The 17,891-nt window shown below is 57.0% G+C and carries 13 protein-coding genes and 1 tRNA gene; 8 read left to right on the top strand and 6 right to left on the bottom strand.

The annotated features are described in order from the left end of the window. Positions 1-64 precede the first annotated feature (64 nt). Genes AC0L7S_RS05885 through AC0L7S_RS05875 form a run of 3 tightly spaced genes read left to right on the top strand, consistent with a single transcriptional unit; the run spans position 65 to position 3,003 of the window. On the top strand, positions 65-1,204 hold the full coding sequence (locus tag AC0L7S_RS05885) for an ABC transporter ATP-binding protein (RefSeq protein ID WP_473473496.1): 1,140 nt from the start codon (positions 65-67) through the stop codon (positions 1,202-1,204). 10 nt (positions 1,205-1,214) lie between these two features. Then, a complete protein-coding gene (locus AC0L7S_RS05880) occupies positions 1,215-2,183 on the top strand; it encodes an ABC transporter permease subunit (protein ID WP_473473495.1) in 969 nt (322 codons plus the stop codon). Position 2,184: 1 nt separating this feature from the next. Then, positions 2,185-3,003 carry an ABC transporter permease subunit gene (locus AC0L7S_RS05875; RefSeq protein ID WP_473473494.1) on the top strand — a complete coding sequence of 273 codons (819 nt, stop codon included), beginning with the start codon at positions 2,185-2,187 and terminating at the stop codon, positions 3,001-3,003. A gap of 20 nt (positions 3,004-3,023) precedes the next feature. On the opposite strand, the gene AC0L7S_RS05870 is transcribed toward AC0L7S_RS05875, so the two are convergent. Then, a complete protein-coding gene (locus tag AC0L7S_RS05870; RefSeq protein WP_473473493.1) occupies positions 3,024-4,886 on the bottom strand; it encodes an AsmA family protein in 1,863 nt (620 codons plus the stop codon). A gap of 213 nt (positions 4,887-5,099) precedes the next feature. Here AC0L7S_RS05870 and AC0L7S_RS05865 point away from each other — a divergent pair, with 213 nt between their 5' ends. Next, a complete protein-coding gene (locus tag AC0L7S_RS05865) occupies positions 5,100-7,070 on the top strand; it encodes an acetoacetate--CoA ligase (RefSeq protein WP_473473492.1) in 1,971 nt (656 codons plus the stop codon). A gap of 377 nt (positions 7,071-7,447) precedes the next feature. Here the strand turns inward: AC0L7S_RS05865 and AC0L7S_RS05860 are convergent, their stop codons facing one another. Further along, entirely contained in the window at positions 7,448-10,921 is a 3,474-nt protein-coding gene (locus tag AC0L7S_RS05860; RefSeq protein WP_473473491.1) for an ATP-binding protein, read from the bottom strand. A gap of 250 nt (positions 10,922-11,171) precedes the next feature. Between AC0L7S_RS05860 and AC0L7S_RS05855 the strand changes: the two genes are divergently transcribed. The 3 genes from AC0L7S_RS05855 (at position 11,172) to AC0L7S_RS05845 (ending at position 12,417) form a co-directional block, all read left to right on the top strand. Then, the gene (locus AC0L7S_RS05855) at positions 11,172-11,630 is read left to right on the top strand and encodes a phasin (RefSeq protein ID WP_473473490.1); all 459 of its coding nucleotides are present in this window, start codon (positions 11,172-11,174) and stop codon (positions 11,628-11,630) included. A 286-nt stretch (positions 11,631-11,916) separates the two neighbouring features. Beyond that, positions 11,917-11,993: transfer RNA gene (locus AC0L7S_RS05850), tRNA-His, on the top strand. A 166-nt stretch (positions 11,994-12,159) separates the two neighbouring features. Further along, entirely contained in the window at positions 12,160-12,417 is a 258-nt protein-coding gene (locus AC0L7S_RS05845) for a hypothetical protein (protein WP_473473489.1), read from the top strand. A 44-nt stretch (positions 12,418-12,461) separates the two neighbouring features. Here the strand turns inward: AC0L7S_RS05845 and AC0L7S_RS05840 are convergent, their stop codons facing one another. Genes AC0L7S_RS05840 through AC0L7S_RS05830 form a run of 3 tightly spaced genes read right to left on the bottom strand, consistent with a single transcriptional unit; the run spans position 12,462 to position 16,210 of the window. Next, positions 12,462-13,586 (bottom strand): DmpA family aminopeptidase, encoded by a 1,125-nt coding sequence (locus AC0L7S_RS05840; protein ID WP_473473488.1) that lies wholly within the window; start codon positions 13,584-13,586, stop codon positions 12,462-12,464. Between the two features lie 27 nt (positions 13,587-13,613). After that, on the bottom strand, positions 13,614-15,194 hold the full coding sequence (gene xseA / locus AC0L7S_RS05835) for an exodeoxyribonuclease VII large subunit (protein WP_473473487.1): 1,581 nt from the start codon (positions 15,192-15,194) through the stop codon (positions 13,614-13,616). Between the two features lie 59 nt (positions 15,195-15,253). Then, positions 15,254-16,210 (bottom strand): LysR substrate-binding domain-containing protein, encoded by a 957-nt coding sequence (locus tag AC0L7S_RS05830; protein ID WP_473473485.1) that lies wholly within the window; start codon positions 16,208-16,210, stop codon positions 15,254-15,256. A gap of 170 nt (positions 16,211-16,380) precedes the next feature. On the opposite strand from AC0L7S_RS05830, the gene AC0L7S_RS05825 reads away from it, so the two are divergent. Beyond that, positions 16,381-16,665 carry a YjiS-like domain-containing protein gene (locus tag AC0L7S_RS05825; protein WP_473473483.1) on the top strand — a complete coding sequence of 95 codons (285 nt, stop codon included), beginning with the start codon at positions 16,381-16,383 and terminating at the stop codon, positions 16,663-16,665. 187 nt (positions 16,666-16,852) lie between these two features. Here the strand turns inward: AC0L7S_RS05825 and AC0L7S_RS05820 are convergent, their stop codons facing one another. Next, a complete protein-coding gene (locus AC0L7S_RS05820) occupies positions 16,853-17,764 on the bottom strand; it encodes a DUF937 domain-containing protein (RefSeq protein WP_473473482.1) in 912 nt (303 codons plus the stop codon). Positions 17,765-17,891 lie beyond the last annotated feature (127 nt).

Genomic DNA, 17,891 nt, shown 5'->3' with positions numbered 1-17,891 from the left:
TCACCATGCCCCGGCAGAATGTCTGCCGGGGTTGTTTCTTACCGGGCCAGGGAACGGAGTGGGTATGAAATCACTGGGCAGCATTCGTAGCGATTTCGCGCCTTGGGAAAATCCAGACGCCAAACCCTATATCACGTTCGAAAATGTCACCAAGAAGTTCGGTGAATTTACCGCCGTGAACAATCTGTCGTTGACTGTTTACGAGCAGGAATTTTTTGCACTTCTCGGCGCATCAGGATGCGGCAAATCAACCCTGCTCAGGATGCTGGCCGGCTTCGAGGAACCGACTGCCGGGCGTATCCTGCTCGACGGACAGGATTTGCGCGGCATCCCGCCCTACAGGCGCCCTGTCAATATGATGTTCCAGTCATATGCGTTGTTTCCGCATATGACGGTTGAAAGCAATATTGCCTTCGGCCTCAAGCAGGATGGAATGGCCAAATCCGATATCGAGGCGCGTGTCGCGGAGATGCTCAAACTGGTGAAGCTTGAGCAATTCGCCAAACGCAAACCGCATCAGCTTTCTGGTGGCCAGCGCCAGCGTGTCGCCTTGGCGCGTTCGGTTGCCAAGCGCCCCAAGGTTCTGTTGCTCGACGAACCGCTCGGTGCTCTCGACAAGAAATTGCGCGAGGAAACGCAGTTCGAGTTGATGGACCTTCAACAAAATCTCGGCCTCACTTTCGTTGTCGTTACCCATGATCAGGAAGAGGCAATGACGATGGCTGACCGCATCGCCATCCTCGACAAGGGGGAGGTCATGCAGGTGGCGACGCCTGCCGAAGTCTACGAGGCTCCGGGTTCCCGGTTCGTGGCCGGTTTCGTCGGCAATGTGAATATGTTCGAGGGCAAGGTCTCCGCTCGCGATGCTACCATCGCGCGTATAACCGGTGTCAGTGGAGCCGAAATCACCGTCGACAATATCGGCGACGTCACCGCTGGCGAGAGCGTTGCTTTTGCCATTCGCCCTGAAAAGATCAGGGTGTCTTCGAAAAAGCCCGCCAATGTGGCCAATTCGCTCGAAGGTGAAGTTTACGACATAGCCTATCTTGGAGATATGACTGTCTATCATGTCAAGCTTGGCGACGGTCAGGTCGTGCGGGCGAGTATCTTCAACACGTCGCGAATAGCTGACGATCCGCTGACATGGAATGATCGTGCCTGGGTGTCCTTCAGTCCGGATGCCGGCGTCGTTCTGACGCGATAGGAGGCCGCCCATGTCGAATGCCGCCGCTGTTGCTGCCTCGGATGCTGCAAAAATCCCCAAATCCGGTATTGCCCGCCTGCTGGCTGGCATTTTCTCGCGCCTCGTCATTATTGTTCCATATCTCTGGCTGCTGTTTTTCTTCCTTATCCCTTTCATCATCGTCCTCAAGATTTCACTGTCGCAGACCGCGATCGCCATCCCGCCCTATATCCCGGCATTCAATTTCAAAGATGGGATTTCGGGCTTTTTCGGCCAGTTCAGCGGGTTCAGCTTCGACAACTACCTATGGCTGACGCAGGATGCGCTCTATTTCAATGCTTATGTCACCAGCGTTGTGATCGCTGCTATCTCGACAGTCCTCACACTGCTTGTCGGTTATCCGCTCGCATATGGAATGGCCCGTGCTCCCGCATCGCTGCGACCGACATTGCTGATGCTGGTGATCCTGCCATTCTGGACGTCGTTCCTGATCCGGGTTTATGCATGGATAGGGATATTGAAGCCGGAGGGGTTGTTGAACCAGGTTCTCCTTGCCGCAGGCGTCATCAATGAACCGCTGATCATTCTCAACACCTATACGGCGATTTTCATAGGCATCGTATATTCCTATCTGCCTTTCATGGTTCTGCCGCTCTATTCGAGCCTGGAGAAGATGGACCATACGCTCATCGAGGCCGCCACGGATCTTGGCTGTCCGCCGACCAGCGCATTCTGGAAAATTACCTTTCCACTCTCGCTGCCGGGCGTCATCGCCGGGTGTTTTCTGGTTTTCATCCCGGCTGTTGGCGAATTCGTCATTCCCGACCTGCTCGGCGGTTCGCAAACATTGATGATTGGCAAGACACTTTGGACCGAGTTCTTTAACAATCGTGACTGGCCGGTTTCATCTGCCGTTGCGGTCATCCTTCTTCTATTGCTGATCGTACCCATCGTGCTTTTCCAGCAATCACAGGCCCGCGCCCAGGAACAGGATCGCTGAGATGAACACATCCTGGACACGCTTCAACATAAGCTCGATCGTTCTGGGCTTTGCCTTCCTGTACCTGCCGATCGTCTTATTGGTCATCTTCTCCTTCAATGCGTCGAAACTGGTTACAGTCTGGGGCGGGTTCTCGACGAAATGGTACGTTTCGCTCTTCCACAATCAGGGCTTGATCGACGCTGCATGGGTCACCATTCGCGTGGGTCTTATCTCCGCAACCGTGGCGACCGTTCTCGGCACGATGGGCGCGCTGACCTTGACGCGCTACACACGTTTCAGGGGCAGGATACTTTTTTCCGGCATGATTTTCGCCCCGCTTGTCATGCCCGACGTCATAACCGGCCTGTCATTATTGCTTCTGTTTGTCGCCATTGGTCTGGACCGCGGTTTTATGACCGTGACTTTGGCCCACATAACTTTTTCGATGTGTTTTGTGGCGGTGGTCGTTCAATCGAGGCTTATCTCTTTTGATCGCTCGCTGGAGGAGGCTGCCATGGATCTCGGCGCGTCACCGGTGAAAACCTTCTTCCAGATAACTCTGCCGGTCATCACGCCAGCCATCGTTTCCGGCTGGATGCTGGCCTTAACGCTTTCGCTTGATGATCTGGTCATTGCCAGCTTCGCCTCAGGCCCGGGAGCTACAACGCTGCCCATGAAGATTTACAGTCAGGTTCGGCTCGGCGTGACGCCGGAAATCAATGCCGTCTGTACGATCTTGATCGCCATCGTTACGGTCGGGGTCATCGTGGCGTCACTGATAAACAAGCGCCGCGAGGTGCAACGCCAACGCGACGAACAGGCGGCTCAAAGAATGTAAATGCAGGCTCCGCTTGTGCCTTAATTTGCCGGATGAACGCGACTTATCGGTGAGACAAAAGGTTTACTCCAGCTACCGCCGACGAAGAACAATGCCTGATTGCCACCAGTGTCGGCTGCCTGATTTTCCGTTGCTGCAGAAGCGTCAGCCGGTTGCGTGATTCCGCCAGAAAGCGCCAGACCACGTCCGGCATAGGGCATGATGCCGGTCAGCCATATTTTGGAGTTGGCTGAATTGGCTGTTGCCTTTTCGATGCGCACGACCCCCTTGGAAATGTTTGCCTTGAGTTCGGCCCCTTCTATCGCCACGGTTCCATCGATCACATCGTCGAGCGGGAAAAATCCGCCATCTGCATTGCGTTTCAAGAAGGCAGGCAGATTGAGCCCGGTAAGCGTTCCCGGTCCGAACGTCGCCGAAATAGACCCATCCGCATTTTCGAAGATCGTATCCCATCCTTTGCCCGGTCCCTTCAGGATGACTGAGACGGTTCCCACGCCCGTTGGCATCAAGTGCGGCATTCCTACCGCTGCCCCGAATGCGCCACCGTTGATATCGGAGGCGAGCAGGCGCAATTCGACCTGCGTGCCTCCGGGGTTTCGATCGAAACGCAGGCTGGTCTGGATGTGGCCGCCGAAGGCCGAGGCATCGGACACGTCAAAGACAGCAAGCCCATCCTTGACCTGAGCCGTCGCAGCAACGTCGGCAAGTGGAATCTTGCCTGCCATGACGTGCGCTGCCGACAAGCGAAGATCGAGATTGAGCTGATCGGCGAAGCTGGTGTCGATCTCGCCGGAAACCGTCCCATCAGGAGAAGTAAGCGGTGTGAACGCCGACAGGAAAGACCCAAGGTCGAGCGTGTCGAAAGCAAGCGTTCCGGAAACCACCGGGCGGCCATTGGCCGAAGAGAAATCCAGCGCGCCCATACCCGGATTTTTGTCGAGAACGATTTCCGCATTTTCGAGTTTTACCCGTCCGAGACTTCCCGAGACCTTGCTCGATATGCTGACGGAACCGATTGTCGTACCCTGCACCGCTGTTGCACCCGACCACTCGAGCATGCGGCGCATCGAAGGCGCGGTAAATTTGGCTTGCCCGTCCATATAGGCGTTGTCGGACAGGTTCGCGCTACCGGTGAAGCTAAAGCTGGCAAGTGGTGCCTTGAACGATATCGAAAGCGGCGCGGTGGCACCCGATAGAAGCAGAAGCGGTTTTTGCGATGCCAACTCCACATTAACGTTTTCGCCGCGCCATATGCCTTTTGCGGAAAACGAAGCTTCGCTGTTCAAGGCTGCCCATGTGGCCTTGCCGGTCAGACCGGTGACGACTTCGCTTTCCTTGCCGTTGACCGCTGTCAGCACCCTTCCGTCGCTGAATTCCAGCGTTCCAAGCGAATCGTTGGGCAGCGGAATGGTATCGGCGTTCGTCGGGTCGGCATTGACGAGGGCGCGCGTGGATTCGATCGGGCGCGTTATCCGCCCGCCCGCCGGTACGGCTGGCAAATAGAGGCCGCCTGGCGTGCGCTCCACTCTTATCGTCGGGCGTATCAACCGGGCGGACGAGAACACGACATTGCCGCGCAGCGCCGCAAGTGCCGATAGGCCGACCTCGACACGTTCGGCTTCCACGACCGGCGGCTGGTCGGCGTCTGCCCACTTGGAAAGCGTCACGTCGGTCAGGATCGCACGAAACTGCGGCCACACCTCTATTTTCGGTGGCCCGGCAATGGCAACGCGAAACCCGCTCCAGACGCTCATCTCCCAAGCTATTCTATCGCGAACAATCTGGGTTGAAGCGACATATGGAAGAATGGCAAACGCCAGCACCGCGAAAATGGCAACGATGCCACCCGCCCATAAACTGCGTCGTTTCCATATTGATGGCATTTCGCCCCTTTTTGCATTCCACCACGCAGACGCAAGGTGTAATCAGTGCTTGGCGCTTTTCAAGCCCTTATGACCTCATCATGGCCACAACATGCACGCTTGCATCTGGCAGAAGAGATTCTTGCCCTGCCACGGCGCTTTATGCTTAAGGCTTCTTAAGGAAGTTCTCGCCTGTGGGGGCTGTCTGAAAAATACCGGTATGGAGACATGAAGATGAATGCTGACGCGCCGCTTTGGACGCCCACTGAAGACCAGATAGCGTCGTCGCCATTGACCGCGTTCATGCAGGCGGCTTCAACGAAAGCGGGCAGGACGTTTTCTTCCTATGAAGAACTTCATCGCTGGTCTGTTGAAGAGGCCGAGACGTTCTGGGATCTCATCTGGGATTTCTGTGGCGTGATTGGCGACAAGGGTACCGACGGCGACGGGCAAATTCTGGCAAATGCCGGAAAAATGCCGGGCGCACAGTTTTACCCGAATGCCAGCCTGAACTACGCGGAAAATCTCTTGAGCAGGAATGGTGCCGATGCCGCAGTGGTCTTTCGCGGCGAGGACAAGGTTGAACGCCACCTGTCATGGAACGAACTGCACGCGCTTGTGTCACGCCTTCAGCAATTGTTTGTCTCGCTGGGTGTCAAGCAAGGTGACCGCGTTGCTGCAATGATGCCCAATATGCCGGAGGCGCTTGCTGCAATGCTGGCAACCGCGTCAATCGGTGCCGTCTGGTCGTCCTGCTCTCCCGATTTCGGTGAACAAGGCGTCCTCGATCGGTTTGGCCAGATCGAACCGGTCGTCTTCATCGCGCCTGATGGTTATTGGTACAATGGCAAGGCTATCGAGGTGGCCGACAAGGTCGCGACGGTCGCCAAAAAACTCTCCAGCATCCGAAAAGTGCTCATCGTCGATTATCTCGGCACGTCGATTGACGTTGCTGAAGCCGTCGATAAGGCGAGTGCGCTATCTGAAGCCTTGGAGCCGTTCGCGATCAAGGATGTGACATTCGAGCGGCTGCCGTTTTCCCACCCGCTTTTCATCCTGTTTTCGTCCGGCACGACCGGTGTTCCCAAATGCATCGTTCACTCAGGCGGCGGAACGCTGATCCAGCACGTCAAGGAGCATCGCCTGCATGCTGGCCTGAAGGAAGGAGACCGTTTCTTCTATTTCACCACATGCGGCTGGATGATGTGGAACTGGCTGGTTTCCGGCCTCGCTTCAGGTGTCACGCTGCTGCTTTATGACGGTTCACCCTTCTACCCGGATGGAAATGTGCTGTTCGACTATGCTGATGCAGAGAAGATGACCTATTTCGGCACGTCGGCCAAATTCATCGACTCTGTGCGCAAAGCTGGCCTGCGTCCAATCGAAAGCCATGATTTATCCAGCGTCCGCACCATTTCCTCAACCGGCTCGCCGCTCTCGCCGGAAGATTTCCGCTTTGCCTATGACGGGATCAAGCGTGACGTCCATCTGGCTTCGATTTCCGGTGGCACCGACATTGTCTCGTGTTTCGTGCTTGGCGTGCCGACGGAACCGGTATGGGTTGGCGAAATTCAGGGTGCGGGCCTCGGCATGGCGGTCGACATATGGGATGACGATGGCCACCCGATCCGGCAGGAAAAGGGTGAACTCGTTTGCACAAGACCATTTCCGGCCATGCCCATCGGCTTCTGGAACGATTCCGAGGGCAAGAAATATCATGGCGCCTATTTCGAGCGTTTCGACAATGTGTGGTGCCACGGTGATTTCGCCGAATGGACGGACCATGGTGGCATCATCATTCATGGCCGCTCCGATGCGACCCTCAATCCCGGCGGCGTGCGCATTGGTACGGCAGAGATTTACAATCAGGTCGAGCAGATGCCGGAAGTTCTGGAAGCGATTTGCATCGGTCAGGACTTTGACAATGATGTGCGCGTTGTCCTCTTCGTTCGCCTCGCTGCCGGTGTCGATCTCGACGCCGATCTGGAAAAGCGCATCAAAATGAAAATCCGCACCGGTGCCAGCCCTCGCCACGTCCCGGCCAGAATTGTTGCAGTCACGGATATTCCGCGCACCAAATCCGGCAAGATCACTGAACTTGCGGTACGCGACATGGTTCATGGGCGCACTGTGAAGAACAAGGAAGCGCTGGCAAATCCTGAGGCGCTCGAACTTTTCCGCGACCTTGCGGCATTGGCAGATTAGGATGGCTGCGCACGCCGCTGATGGAAAAACAGGAATGGTTATGGTTTACAAAAGCTTAACCTAAAAATTTACCTAAACTTCAGCTTTGGTACAGATTCGTAAAATTTCCGCCGCCACGTTAAGGATTTGTTAAGGCCCTCGCCCCGATAGTCACGGGTAACTTGAGGGAGAAATCCCGTTCCTCCTTCCCCCGCGAGGAAAAGAATTCGCTCAAGCCTGTTGTGACGAGATTCCATTGATTCAAGGCGCCCTTTTGGGCGCCTTTTTTTGCTAGAGCGGTTCAGCTTTTGATAGAATCACTGAACTGCTCTAAGGTTTTGTTTATACGCAATCCTGGACAGAAAACCGCTGCACACTTTTCCTGGAATTGCTCTAGGCTATTCCGCAAGAACCCGGGTTGAGGGGAAAGCGACTTCTACCATCGTTCCCTCGCCGGGCGTCGAGTTGATGGTGAAACGGGCGCGGTTGGCTTCCACCATCGCCTTGGTCAGCGGCAGACCAAGCCCGGTTCCATCGCCACGCCCGCGTTTCAAGGCGTTGATCTGCTTGAATGGCTTGAGCGCCTGTTCGATTTCTGCCTGGCTCATGCCGATCCCGGTGTCGCGCACGCGAAGCACGACATCGCCCGCTGGTTCATAGGCTGTCGAGACAATCACCTGCCCGCCCGCCTGTGTGTAGCGGATGGCATTGGACAGGATATTGAGCGCGATCTGGCGAACGCTACGAAGATCGGCCACCACTTCGGGAAGCCGCGAGGCAAAGCTTGAGCGGATGATGACGCGCTCGCGATTGGCTTGCGGCTGCATCAGCGCCACGGTTTCAGCCAGCGTGTCGTTGAGCGACACCGCTTCATAGTCCATTTCCTGCTGGCCGGCCTCGATCTTGGAAATATCGAGCAGGTCATTGACCAGATCGAGCACGTGATTGCCCGAACGATTGATGTCGCGCAGATAGTCGCGATACCGGTCATTGGCCACCGGGCCGAATTTCTCATCGACCATCAACTCGGAAAATCCGATGATCGCGTTCAGGGGCGTGCGAATTTCGTGACTGATACGGGCAAGGAAGTCGGTTTTTTGCGACGATGCACGCTCTGCCACCGTGCGTGCTTGCGTCAGGTCTTCTTCGGCCCGTTTCCATTGCGTAATGTCGCGTACTACCGCACAGAAGCCGCTCTCGTTGGGGAGCCTGCCGATTGTCATGAACAGCGGAATAAAGCGCCCCTGCGCTTCGCGCCCAATGACTTCGCGGCCATCATTGAGCACGCTTGCCACGCCATGTTCCGACAAGCCGTTGAGATAGTCGTGCGCCGCGCGCTGGCTTTCTATGGCAAACAATGAGGCGAACGGCTTGCCTGCCACTTCATCGCTTTCAAATGAAAATAGCGCCTCGGCCGGTCGGCTGATTGAGCGGATCGTCCCATCACGCGCAATCAGCACGACACCGTCGGTGGCGGTGTCGATGATGGTTCGCATCTCGGCTATGCGTGACTTGAGTTCCGAGATTTCGGGCTGCGACGGGACGCTGGCCTGATCGGGGCTGCCAGCAGCCTGCTCATCCTCCGGTAGTTCTTCGCCAGTGCGTCGAATGACCAGCATCAGTGCTTTGCCGCTTTGCCAGGGTACCGAGCGAAGCAGCGCCTCGATGGGGAATTCCAGGCCGTCTCGCGTCTTCAAATGCAGGCTGCGATCCACCTCATCGGAACTGTCATCGTCATAGGGGTCCGCAAAAAGCGCGTCGAGCCCACCAGCTTCTTCCAACTCATCGAGTGTTTCGTAACCCGCCAGGTCCAGGAATTCGTCATTGGCGTAATGGAGGACGTCGCCGGAATGGATCAGCAAGGGAACAGGAAGCTTGCTGAGGATCGACGTGTCCGGCGCGTCGATTATATTGCCGACCGCAAAAGCCGAAGGCAGGAAATCCGAGGTTTGAAGTGGCGGCCTTGGCGTCTGCACGGATGGCGCGGCTATTGCTCTTTCAGTGGCTTCTTCGTCTTCGGGTAGCGCGGGCGCGACTTCCGACGGGTCCGCGCCGTCGGTGCGCTTCTCCTCGACCGCTTCAGCAATGTCTCCATCGCCGCGAGCCTCGTCGTGGTCGGCCGCAGCCTCAATGTCTGGCGCAGGCAAAGGTTCACTCTTGAGTTGAACGGGATCGCTTGCACCCACGTCATCGCCAATATCGGAAAGTGCTGCGCTGTCGTCGCCGGAAGGCGGTTCGGCAGCAGGTGTATTTTCTTTCTTCAGGCGTTCACCTATTTCGCGAAAGGCGCTGCGTTCCAGCGTCGACAGTCCCTTGTCGCTGGTCGCAGGCCGATGCTCGGCAAGCCGAATCACCTTGTCGGTGAAGCGTCGTTCGGGTTGCGCCGTGATGGTCAGCACCGGAACCTCCCCCTGGAAGGGGTCGGGCACGTCATCCCCGGCCGGTTCTTCGACCGTTTCCACACGAGCAGCAGGTCCATGCCCGTTGGGGACAAGCGCCATGCCGATCTTTTCCGGATCGGCCGCCGCATCGGCCATGCGCGCGACGCCAAAGCCTCGGAACCCCTCAAATTCGCGGTCGCGGCTGTAAACAGGCAACGCCGCCAGGTCCACAGGCACCTTTAATTCCGTACCGGCGATTGGCCACAGCACCGAACGGCCTGACCACGTGTCACGACGGTCGAGAAGGCCTTCGATCTCGCCTGTCGGGTCGAGGCCAAATGTCGTGGCCACATCATGGAACCGACGGCCAACGACATCGGCAGCCGGCTGGCCGACAGCCGCGCCGAATTCTGGTGACATGGCGCTGAATTGACCTTGTTCATCAATGCGCCACACGAAACGGACCGGTGACAGGTTGCGTTTGCTGGCAGGATCAGCCTCGCTTTGCGTCGAACCGGCCCCTTTGTCGCCCGTCGCGCCAGCATTCTGCGCGCCAGAGGCATTGTCCGGTTCTTGCGCAGGCTCTTTCTCTTTCGAGCGGGCTTTGCGCGCATCTTCATCTATACCGGCCTCGACATACCAAAGACGCTGAGACCGAGGCGCTTCGTAGATGTTGGACTGGCCGGTTTCGCCGTGTTCCTCGGCGGCTGCGGTACGTGACAAGGGCTCGTTCGGCTCGGGCGATGCTGCCGGATCGACTATCGGGCTGCCGGAAACAGGGGAATTTTCCCGACTCGCGATTACATCAGGTGCAAAATTGCTGAACTGTCCCTCGTCTATCACGACCAGCAGATGGCGCGCCGGCTCATCTGTCAACCGGGCCAGACCTGCGGGATAGGAGCGAGTACCGGCCGGAACGAGGCGTTTGACAATGCGATCGCGCTCGTTCGCCACGTCGGCAACAAGCGCGGCAAGTGTTTGCTGTGAAATGGCAAGCCTGGCAAAGCCATCAGATGCGGCTTCAACTGCACCGTTTCCATCAACGAAGGCAAGGAAATGGCCTTCTTCGGTAAAGCCGCCAATCGCCCGTGCGAGAAGCTCGCCTGATTTGAGCGGTTCTGCCGGCGCAGCCGGGACAGCCAGAAGAACGGCCTTTTCGCCATCGGGCATGGTGATTGCGCTGGCATGGAAGGCTACGGCGTGGCTGGACAGCCCGGTGGCCAGGCGTATCAAGAGCGCCCGGTTGGTGCCGATATCCGGGAAGCCACTGGTCGCCATGACCTGGCGGCGCGCAATCAATGGCAAGCGGGCCGAAGCACCGATGATAGCCTCTATGTCGTCATAGCCGAATAGTGCAGCGCCCGGCCCGTTCGCCCACAAAACCTGCTCCAGATTTGCGGAGACGATAGCCAGCGCATCACCCGCAGCGAAGCGCTGACGGATTTCGTCGAGAACGGCGACGTCAAGGAACGAGTAGCTGTCGGACGGCATATGTATGGCGGACCCTCGCAATTCGGACCGTTGCAGTTAACACTTTGTTAATAAAAGCCGAAGACGCGAAGGTCCATATCTCATAGCAAATCGAACCCGAATTCTGAGCGCGTGGTTAACAGGCGCAACTGTTGATATGCTGCGTTGCAACAATTATGTTGCATTGCACAAGAGGATGCTCTATATAGAGCTCCATACATGAACAAGATGGCTTTCTTGTCAAAGCCGCCACGCTAAAAAAGGACGGAAAATGACCAAATCCAGAACCACAGACACCATTGGTAATGTCGAATTCCCAAGCTTTGACGCTACCAAGGCCACCGACCAGATCCGCGCTTTCGCCGAGAAGGGCGTTGAGCAGTCGAAAGAGGCTTATGCCAAGATGAAGACCGGCACGGAAGACGCCCAAAAAGCTCTCGAGTCAAGCTTCGAGACAGCCAAGACCGCTTCCGGCGATCTTTCTCTCAAGACCATCGCAGCCTTGCGCTCCACCGCCGAAGCCAATTTCTCGCACATGGAAGCTCTCGTAGGCGCCAAGTCGCTTTCGGAAGTCTTCGAATTGCAGACCGCTTTCTTGCGCCAGCGCGTCGAGCAGACCGTTGAGCAGTCGAAGGAATTCCAGGCCGCTACTTCGAAAGCTGCCGAAGAAATGTCCCAGCCTGTCAAGAGCGTCTTTGAAAAGGCGTTCAAGGAACTCAAAGTTGCTTGATTTGAACAGGGTCGCCTGATTTTTCCGGTGACTGGGAATAACTGGCAGGCACTATTGACCCGCCAATATCGCATTGAAAAGGTCGACGTTTTTTCGTCGGCCTTTTTCTATAGCGCAGCCAGCACAAGCACGCGCAAGGCTTTATCACGGCCACGCATCTCACAAGGCGACCTTTTGCCCTCCCAAAAGCCTTGAATTAGATTCCATTAACCCGTAAGGACGCATCGCCGAACAACGCAGCTTTTTGCAAAGAATGGGAATTTTACCGATCTTGCTAGGGCAATGCGCCGTTGTAGCTCAGTTGGTTAGAGCGCCGGATTGTGGATCCGGAGGTCGCTGGTTCGAGCCCAGCCAACGGTACCATTTTCCAACAACGAAGCTGTTGAAATCTTGAACTCCATCGCACCATATACGCAAGGCATGATAGGCGTGATCGATGGGAACGCAGTTTGAAAAGCATACGGCATCTTTTTGAGATGTTGCACGTTTAACGACACCGAAACCAGCTTAGGTAGGACAAGGCATCCGAATGAGCGACCATGCGATCAAGTTTCTTCAAGAGTGGATCGGCGAGAAATGCCAATCACCCACTCTGCCCATGAAAATCGACCAGCACGCCGAAACGCTGGCGCGTGAATGCGCTGCCAGGGCGGCGGCCGCCGGTATTCCGCTTGAAGACATCCAGGAGGAAGTTGGCGACATCCAGGATCTCATCGCCTCGCGTCTTGAAGATGCTGTCGAGGTTGAGGAAGACCCGTTGGATACCAAGAACCAGTCTAACGGCTGATAGAGCGCATGCGGCCTTGGCCGCTGTTCAATGCGCGGCAAATTTCACGATCTGCCAAATTTTTTCTCAAGCCAGGATTTTGGCAGGCAAGGAACGAAATTTCCATCGCGCCCGGTCATATCCTCATTGGCGATAATGGCGTTGAGTATTGCTTCTTCCACACCCTGCACCACGGCATCGAAAAAGCGGTCGATATCCGTGTCGGGAATGAAGTTTGCGCTGGCAAGTTGACCCGAACGGCCTAGCGCCGCTTGCCCATTGGCCGTGGTAAAAGCCAGAAATATGTCGCCGGAACTGTGGTAGCCATAACCCCCGGTCATGGCGACGCCAAGCGGAACGCGTCTTGCCAGCCGCTTCATCTGGTGTGGCAGCAAGGGCGCATCGGTGCCCACCACCGCAATAATTGAACCCTTTTCGGCGCGCGGCGTAGCTTCGCGAATCGCCGGCTCCGTCAATTCGCGACCGGCACGCAGGCCGCGCAGCATGAAATTGGTCCTCCGTCCGAAATTCGCCTGAACGAAGGCACCTACCGTAAAATGTTCGCCCTGCCATTCGACAACGCGCGAAGCCGTGCCCGATCCAGCCTTGAACCCGAAGGCAATCATGCCGGTTCCACCGCCAATACTGCCTTCTTCGATTGACACGCCCGCTGCATTGTCGAGGGCCGAAAAAACGTGATCGGCAACGATATGGTGGCCGTTAATGTCGTTCAGGAAACCATCATAGGTTTCTGCGGCCACCGGCAACCCCCACCCGCTTTCCAGCGCTTCGGGAAATTCACGCTGCATCCAGGCAAGTGTGGCATCGCGCGTAACTCCGCAAGAATGGGTATTGGTAATGGTGATGGGAAAATCGAAAGCGCCGGTTTCTTCGATAATGTGCGACCCTGTCATTTCGCCATTGCCATTCTGGCTGAAAAGCCCGGCAAAGACCGGGACGGCAAGATCGGATTTAGGTCGAGGCAGAATTGCCGTCACGCCGGTGCGAACCGGCCCCTTTCCCACGACCAGGGGGCCTTGACCCTCAATCAGGGTCGTATAGCCGACCGTTACGCCGGGAACATCGGTAATGGCGTTGAATGGACCGGGCCTGCCGTCGAACTCGATGCCATAGCCGCGAGACCTCGGTTTACCTGACGGCGTGGCGCGGTAAGTTGCGGCAATTGTCATCGCATTCACACTCTAAAACAGAGATCCTTAAAACAGAGATCCTTGTCGCCCGGGGTCTTTTTGCTTGGCAGCGGGCTTGGTTGAAGCCTTTGGCGCACTGGTTGGCGGCGTGCCCCCGCTTGCCACGGCATGCGTCACGCCATCGGCAAACCGCAATTCCAGCGCTTGCGAAGGCTTCACTTCAGCCGCCCGTTTCAAGAGATTGCCTGATGTGTCGAGCACCAGCGCGTAACCGCGTTCAAGGATTGCCTGTTCGGATAGTTTCAACGTCGACAACAACCTGTTCGCCTGCGTCAGCCGCCCTCGCGCCCGCTCAAGCCTCACCGTCATCACCATATCTGCGCGATGCGAAAGCGCGGTGAGCGCATCGGCGTGCAGTTTGTGCTGCCGTATGATCGGCGTCGGCGTCAATCTGGCGGCGGTACGGGCAAAACGCGCTCGTTTTTCGCGGGCAATGGCAAAAAATGCGGCCTGTGCGCGGGCAAGGTCGCGTCCGATCAGCGTCCGCGCTTCATTCATGCGTCGCGCCAGAGTTGCCGTGGTCAGCCGTTGGGCCGTCAACCGCGCCCGCTTTCGTTCAACGCCAACTTTCAACGCCCGTCCAAGACGGCTTTCAGCCTCGTCGAAGCGTCGGCGCGGCTGCGCCAGCAATTGATCGGCGGAGGGCAAGGCCCGCGCGGTTGCCCGCACGGCATTTCGCTCACGCTCCAACCGGCGCGAAATCGAGGCGCGTAGCCGCGATACAAGAGCCGACAATGTTGCTTCGAGATCGGCTTTGACCGGCACCGCGATTTCGGCAGCCCCCGTCGGCGTCGGCGCGCGCACGTCGGCCGCCAGATCGATCAGCGTCCAGTCCGTTTCATGCCCGACTGCGGAAATCACCGGCAGGTTGGAATCCGCCACAGCGCGCGCCAGTGCCTCGTCGTTAAAACCCCAGAGGTCTTCAAGACTGCCGCCCCCACGCGCCACGATCAGCAGATCGGGTCGCTGGATCGGCCCGTCCAGGACCAAAGCGTTAAAGCCTTCAACAGCGGCAGCGACCTCTGCACCCGCCGTCTCGCCTTGCACGCGCACCGGCCAGACGATCACATGCAGCGGGAAGCGATCCTTGATACGATGGAGAATGTCACGAATAACCGCACCCGTCGGCGAAGTGACAACGCCAATCACGCGCGGCATGAATGGCAAGAGCTGCTTGCGGGCGGGATCGAACAGACCTTCCGCCTGCAATTTTCGCTTGCGCTCTTCCAGCAATGCCATCAGCGCACCGGCACCCGCCGGTTCCAGATTATCGATGACGATCTGGTAATTTGACCTGCCGGGATAGGTAGTCAGCTTGCCGGTGGCGATCACCTCCATTCCCTCTTCGGGGCGGAATTTCAGGCGTCCCATAGTGCCTTTCCAGACGACGGCATCCAGTTTGGCGCGCTCGTCTTTCAGGGCAAAATAGGCATGGCCCGAAGAATGTGGCCCGCGGTAGCCGGAAATCTCGCCGCGCACGCGCACATTGCCGAAAGTATCCTCGACCGTGCGTTTCAACGCGCCGGAGATTTCGCTCACCGTATATTCGGTGGCATTGGTTCGTGATTCGGACACTGGATCGCTCATGCCTCGATAGGGAAGCTTTTGCCTCCTCCGGTCAAGAGCCGTATCGTTCCATTATCGCCTCACCAACCCGGCAGGATCTGGTTTGGTCTGGTTCGTTTCATCTTGGTGAAGGCAAGTGAGGCGAAGTCGAAACTTCCGCCTTCTTCGCTTGCCGGCACGGAGATGTTATCCAGGCTTTCCGAGATGTGGCGAGCCAGCGCATCAACGATCTCGTGCTTGGATGTTTGACCACGCACAATGCCGATATGGCAATCCGGTAGTGTCCCAAATCCATCGGCTTCGCCCAATACCCGCATTCCGGGACGCAGCGCGCATTCCGGCAGCACCGAGATGGCAAGACCTGAAAGAACGGCAGCCGCAACGACCGTGGCCGAGAAACTTGAAAACAGGATACGATAGTCCTTGCCCACAGCGTCGAGGACCTCGCAAGCGGCGCGCCGCCAGATGCAATTGGGCCTGCCGAAGGCCATCGGCAGCACCGCCTGCTCATGGGTCGGATGGTTGATTGAACTCACCCACAACAGCGGTTCGCGACGCACCACCTCGGATTGGCCACGGGCATCATTGTGCGTCACCAGAGCAATATCGAGATTACCGCGTTTGATATGATCGACCAGACCGGGTGTCGGCTCGCAGATGACGGTCAACTCGACATGCGGATTGGATCGGGCAAAGCGGGCCATGATTTCCGGCAGGAAGCGGTCGGCATAATCGTCCGGCGTACCGATGCGGATCGTGCCTTCAAGCCGGTTGTCGTCGAACGCGGCAAGGGTTTCGCGGTTGAGCTGCATCAGCCGTCTCGCATAAGCCAACAGCCGCTCTCCGTCTTCGGTCAGCCTGTTCGTGCGCCCGTCCTTGGCAAATAGCGGCTTGCCGACGCGCTCTTCCAGCCGACGCATCTGCATCGACACGGCGGACTGCGTGCGGTGCACTTCTTCTGCGGCGCGCGTAAAGCTGCCGCTGTCGGCAATCGAGATAAATGTTTTCAATTGGTCGAGATCGAGTGGCGGTTTCATGAGGTAATCCATCATCATGATTGATGATAAACATTAGAAACATTCGTTGGATTTATCAATCGTTTCGCTGCAAATTGTCATCGTCCACATGACACCATGTGAAATGAGCCAATGTCCGGCGAGCAGCATCGCCCGGACGGTTTGCGCTCGAGAACCTGAAGGAGAATGACATGACTGCGTATGATTGCGCTGCCGAAACATCGCGCATTTCCCCGCGTCCGGTTGGTGTGACGCGTGTGGCCAATTCCATTGTCAATTTCACTCGCGCCTTTAGAAATCGCCGCGCCTTTTACCAGCTTGACGAAATGTCCGATGCTGAACTTGCCGATATCGGCCTTGTCCGCGCCGATCTGGCGGTTGCAGATTCCAGGTCGATCAGAAACGATCCGACTGAATTCCTGCGTGACATCGTAGCAGAACGGGCTGAAAACATTGAGGAAATGGCACGGCGATAGGTTGAATTTTCTGCATGATTTCAGAAAACGGGAATCTGACCGGCCGCGCGGCTTAAGCCCTCAATCCGGCAAAGAAATACTGCAGGCTCCCCACGCTCGCCGGCACCCTTCCGGCCGCCTGCAAAATTGCCCGGTTCCTGGTGGACCGGGCTTTTTTTATGAATAGATAGCCGCGCTCAAGATTGCTCTATCGGTTGCGGTCCATGCCGCTTAAAAACTGATCGAACACCGATTCGACATTTTTCTGGTAGTCGTCGCGCTGCTGGCGTCCGGTTTCAAACATCTTGCCGAAAATATCATCATAAGGGTTTTTCGGCTGCCCGCCCGGATTGTTCTGACGTTGCGGTTGCGGCTCTGGAGTAGGCGCCTGCTGGCCACCGCCAAACATATCCTGCAACACCTTGCCAAACGGGTTGTCGCCAAGTGGATTTTGCGTTGGCTGCGTGCCACCTTGAGGTGCGGCCTGCGCGCCGCCGAACATGTCCTGCAAAACCTTGCCGAATGGCGAATCGCCAAGAGGGTTGTTGCCAAACGGGTTGTTTGCCTGGTTTTGCGGTTCAGGCATTTGTTGCGGCGCTGCCTGACCGCCCATCATGGCACCGCCCTGTTTCATCATCTGTTCGATGATCTGGCCAAGGGGATTGTTACCTCCGCCAAATCCGCCGGCAGCCTGCATCTGGTTCGTTGATTGCTTGAAAAGCCCGCCCATGATCATCGAGGCAACCGCTGGCAGCATTTGTTGCAGCACTTGCTGGCCAATGCCGGTGGCTTGCGCGGCCTGTGATGCGACTGCGCGCGACAAATCCTTCGAGCCGAACAAATGGCCCAGAATACCGTTGCCTTCATCGACCCCCTGCGGCGAGAACGCTTTTTGCGCATCTTCGAAATATTTCGCGTGCTGGCCGCTGGCCATCGCGTTCAAAAATCCGCCAAGCCCGCCAGCGTCAGCCGTATTGCGTTTGAGACCTTGCGAAAACGCCGGCAATAGCGACTCCACCGCAAGCTGCGCTTGCTGCTGCGACAGGTTGAATTGCTTGGCCAGAATGTTCATGCCTTGGCCGTTCTGGGCCTGGGTGAGCATGTCGAACAAGGGAAGCATGTTTTTCTCCTCGGGCGCGGTTCCTCAATGGCAAGCCTAGAGCATCGGACCGAAAAGTGGAATCCGGTTTTCGGAATATTCCGATGCTCAGTCAACGTATTCGGGCATCGGACCGAAAAGTGGAATC

This window comes from Mesorhizobium sp. G2-6-1 (genome assembly GCF_055809095.1).
Note: the sequence above shows the minus strand (reverse complement) of the source record. Positions and strands in the feature narration are given on the sequence as shown.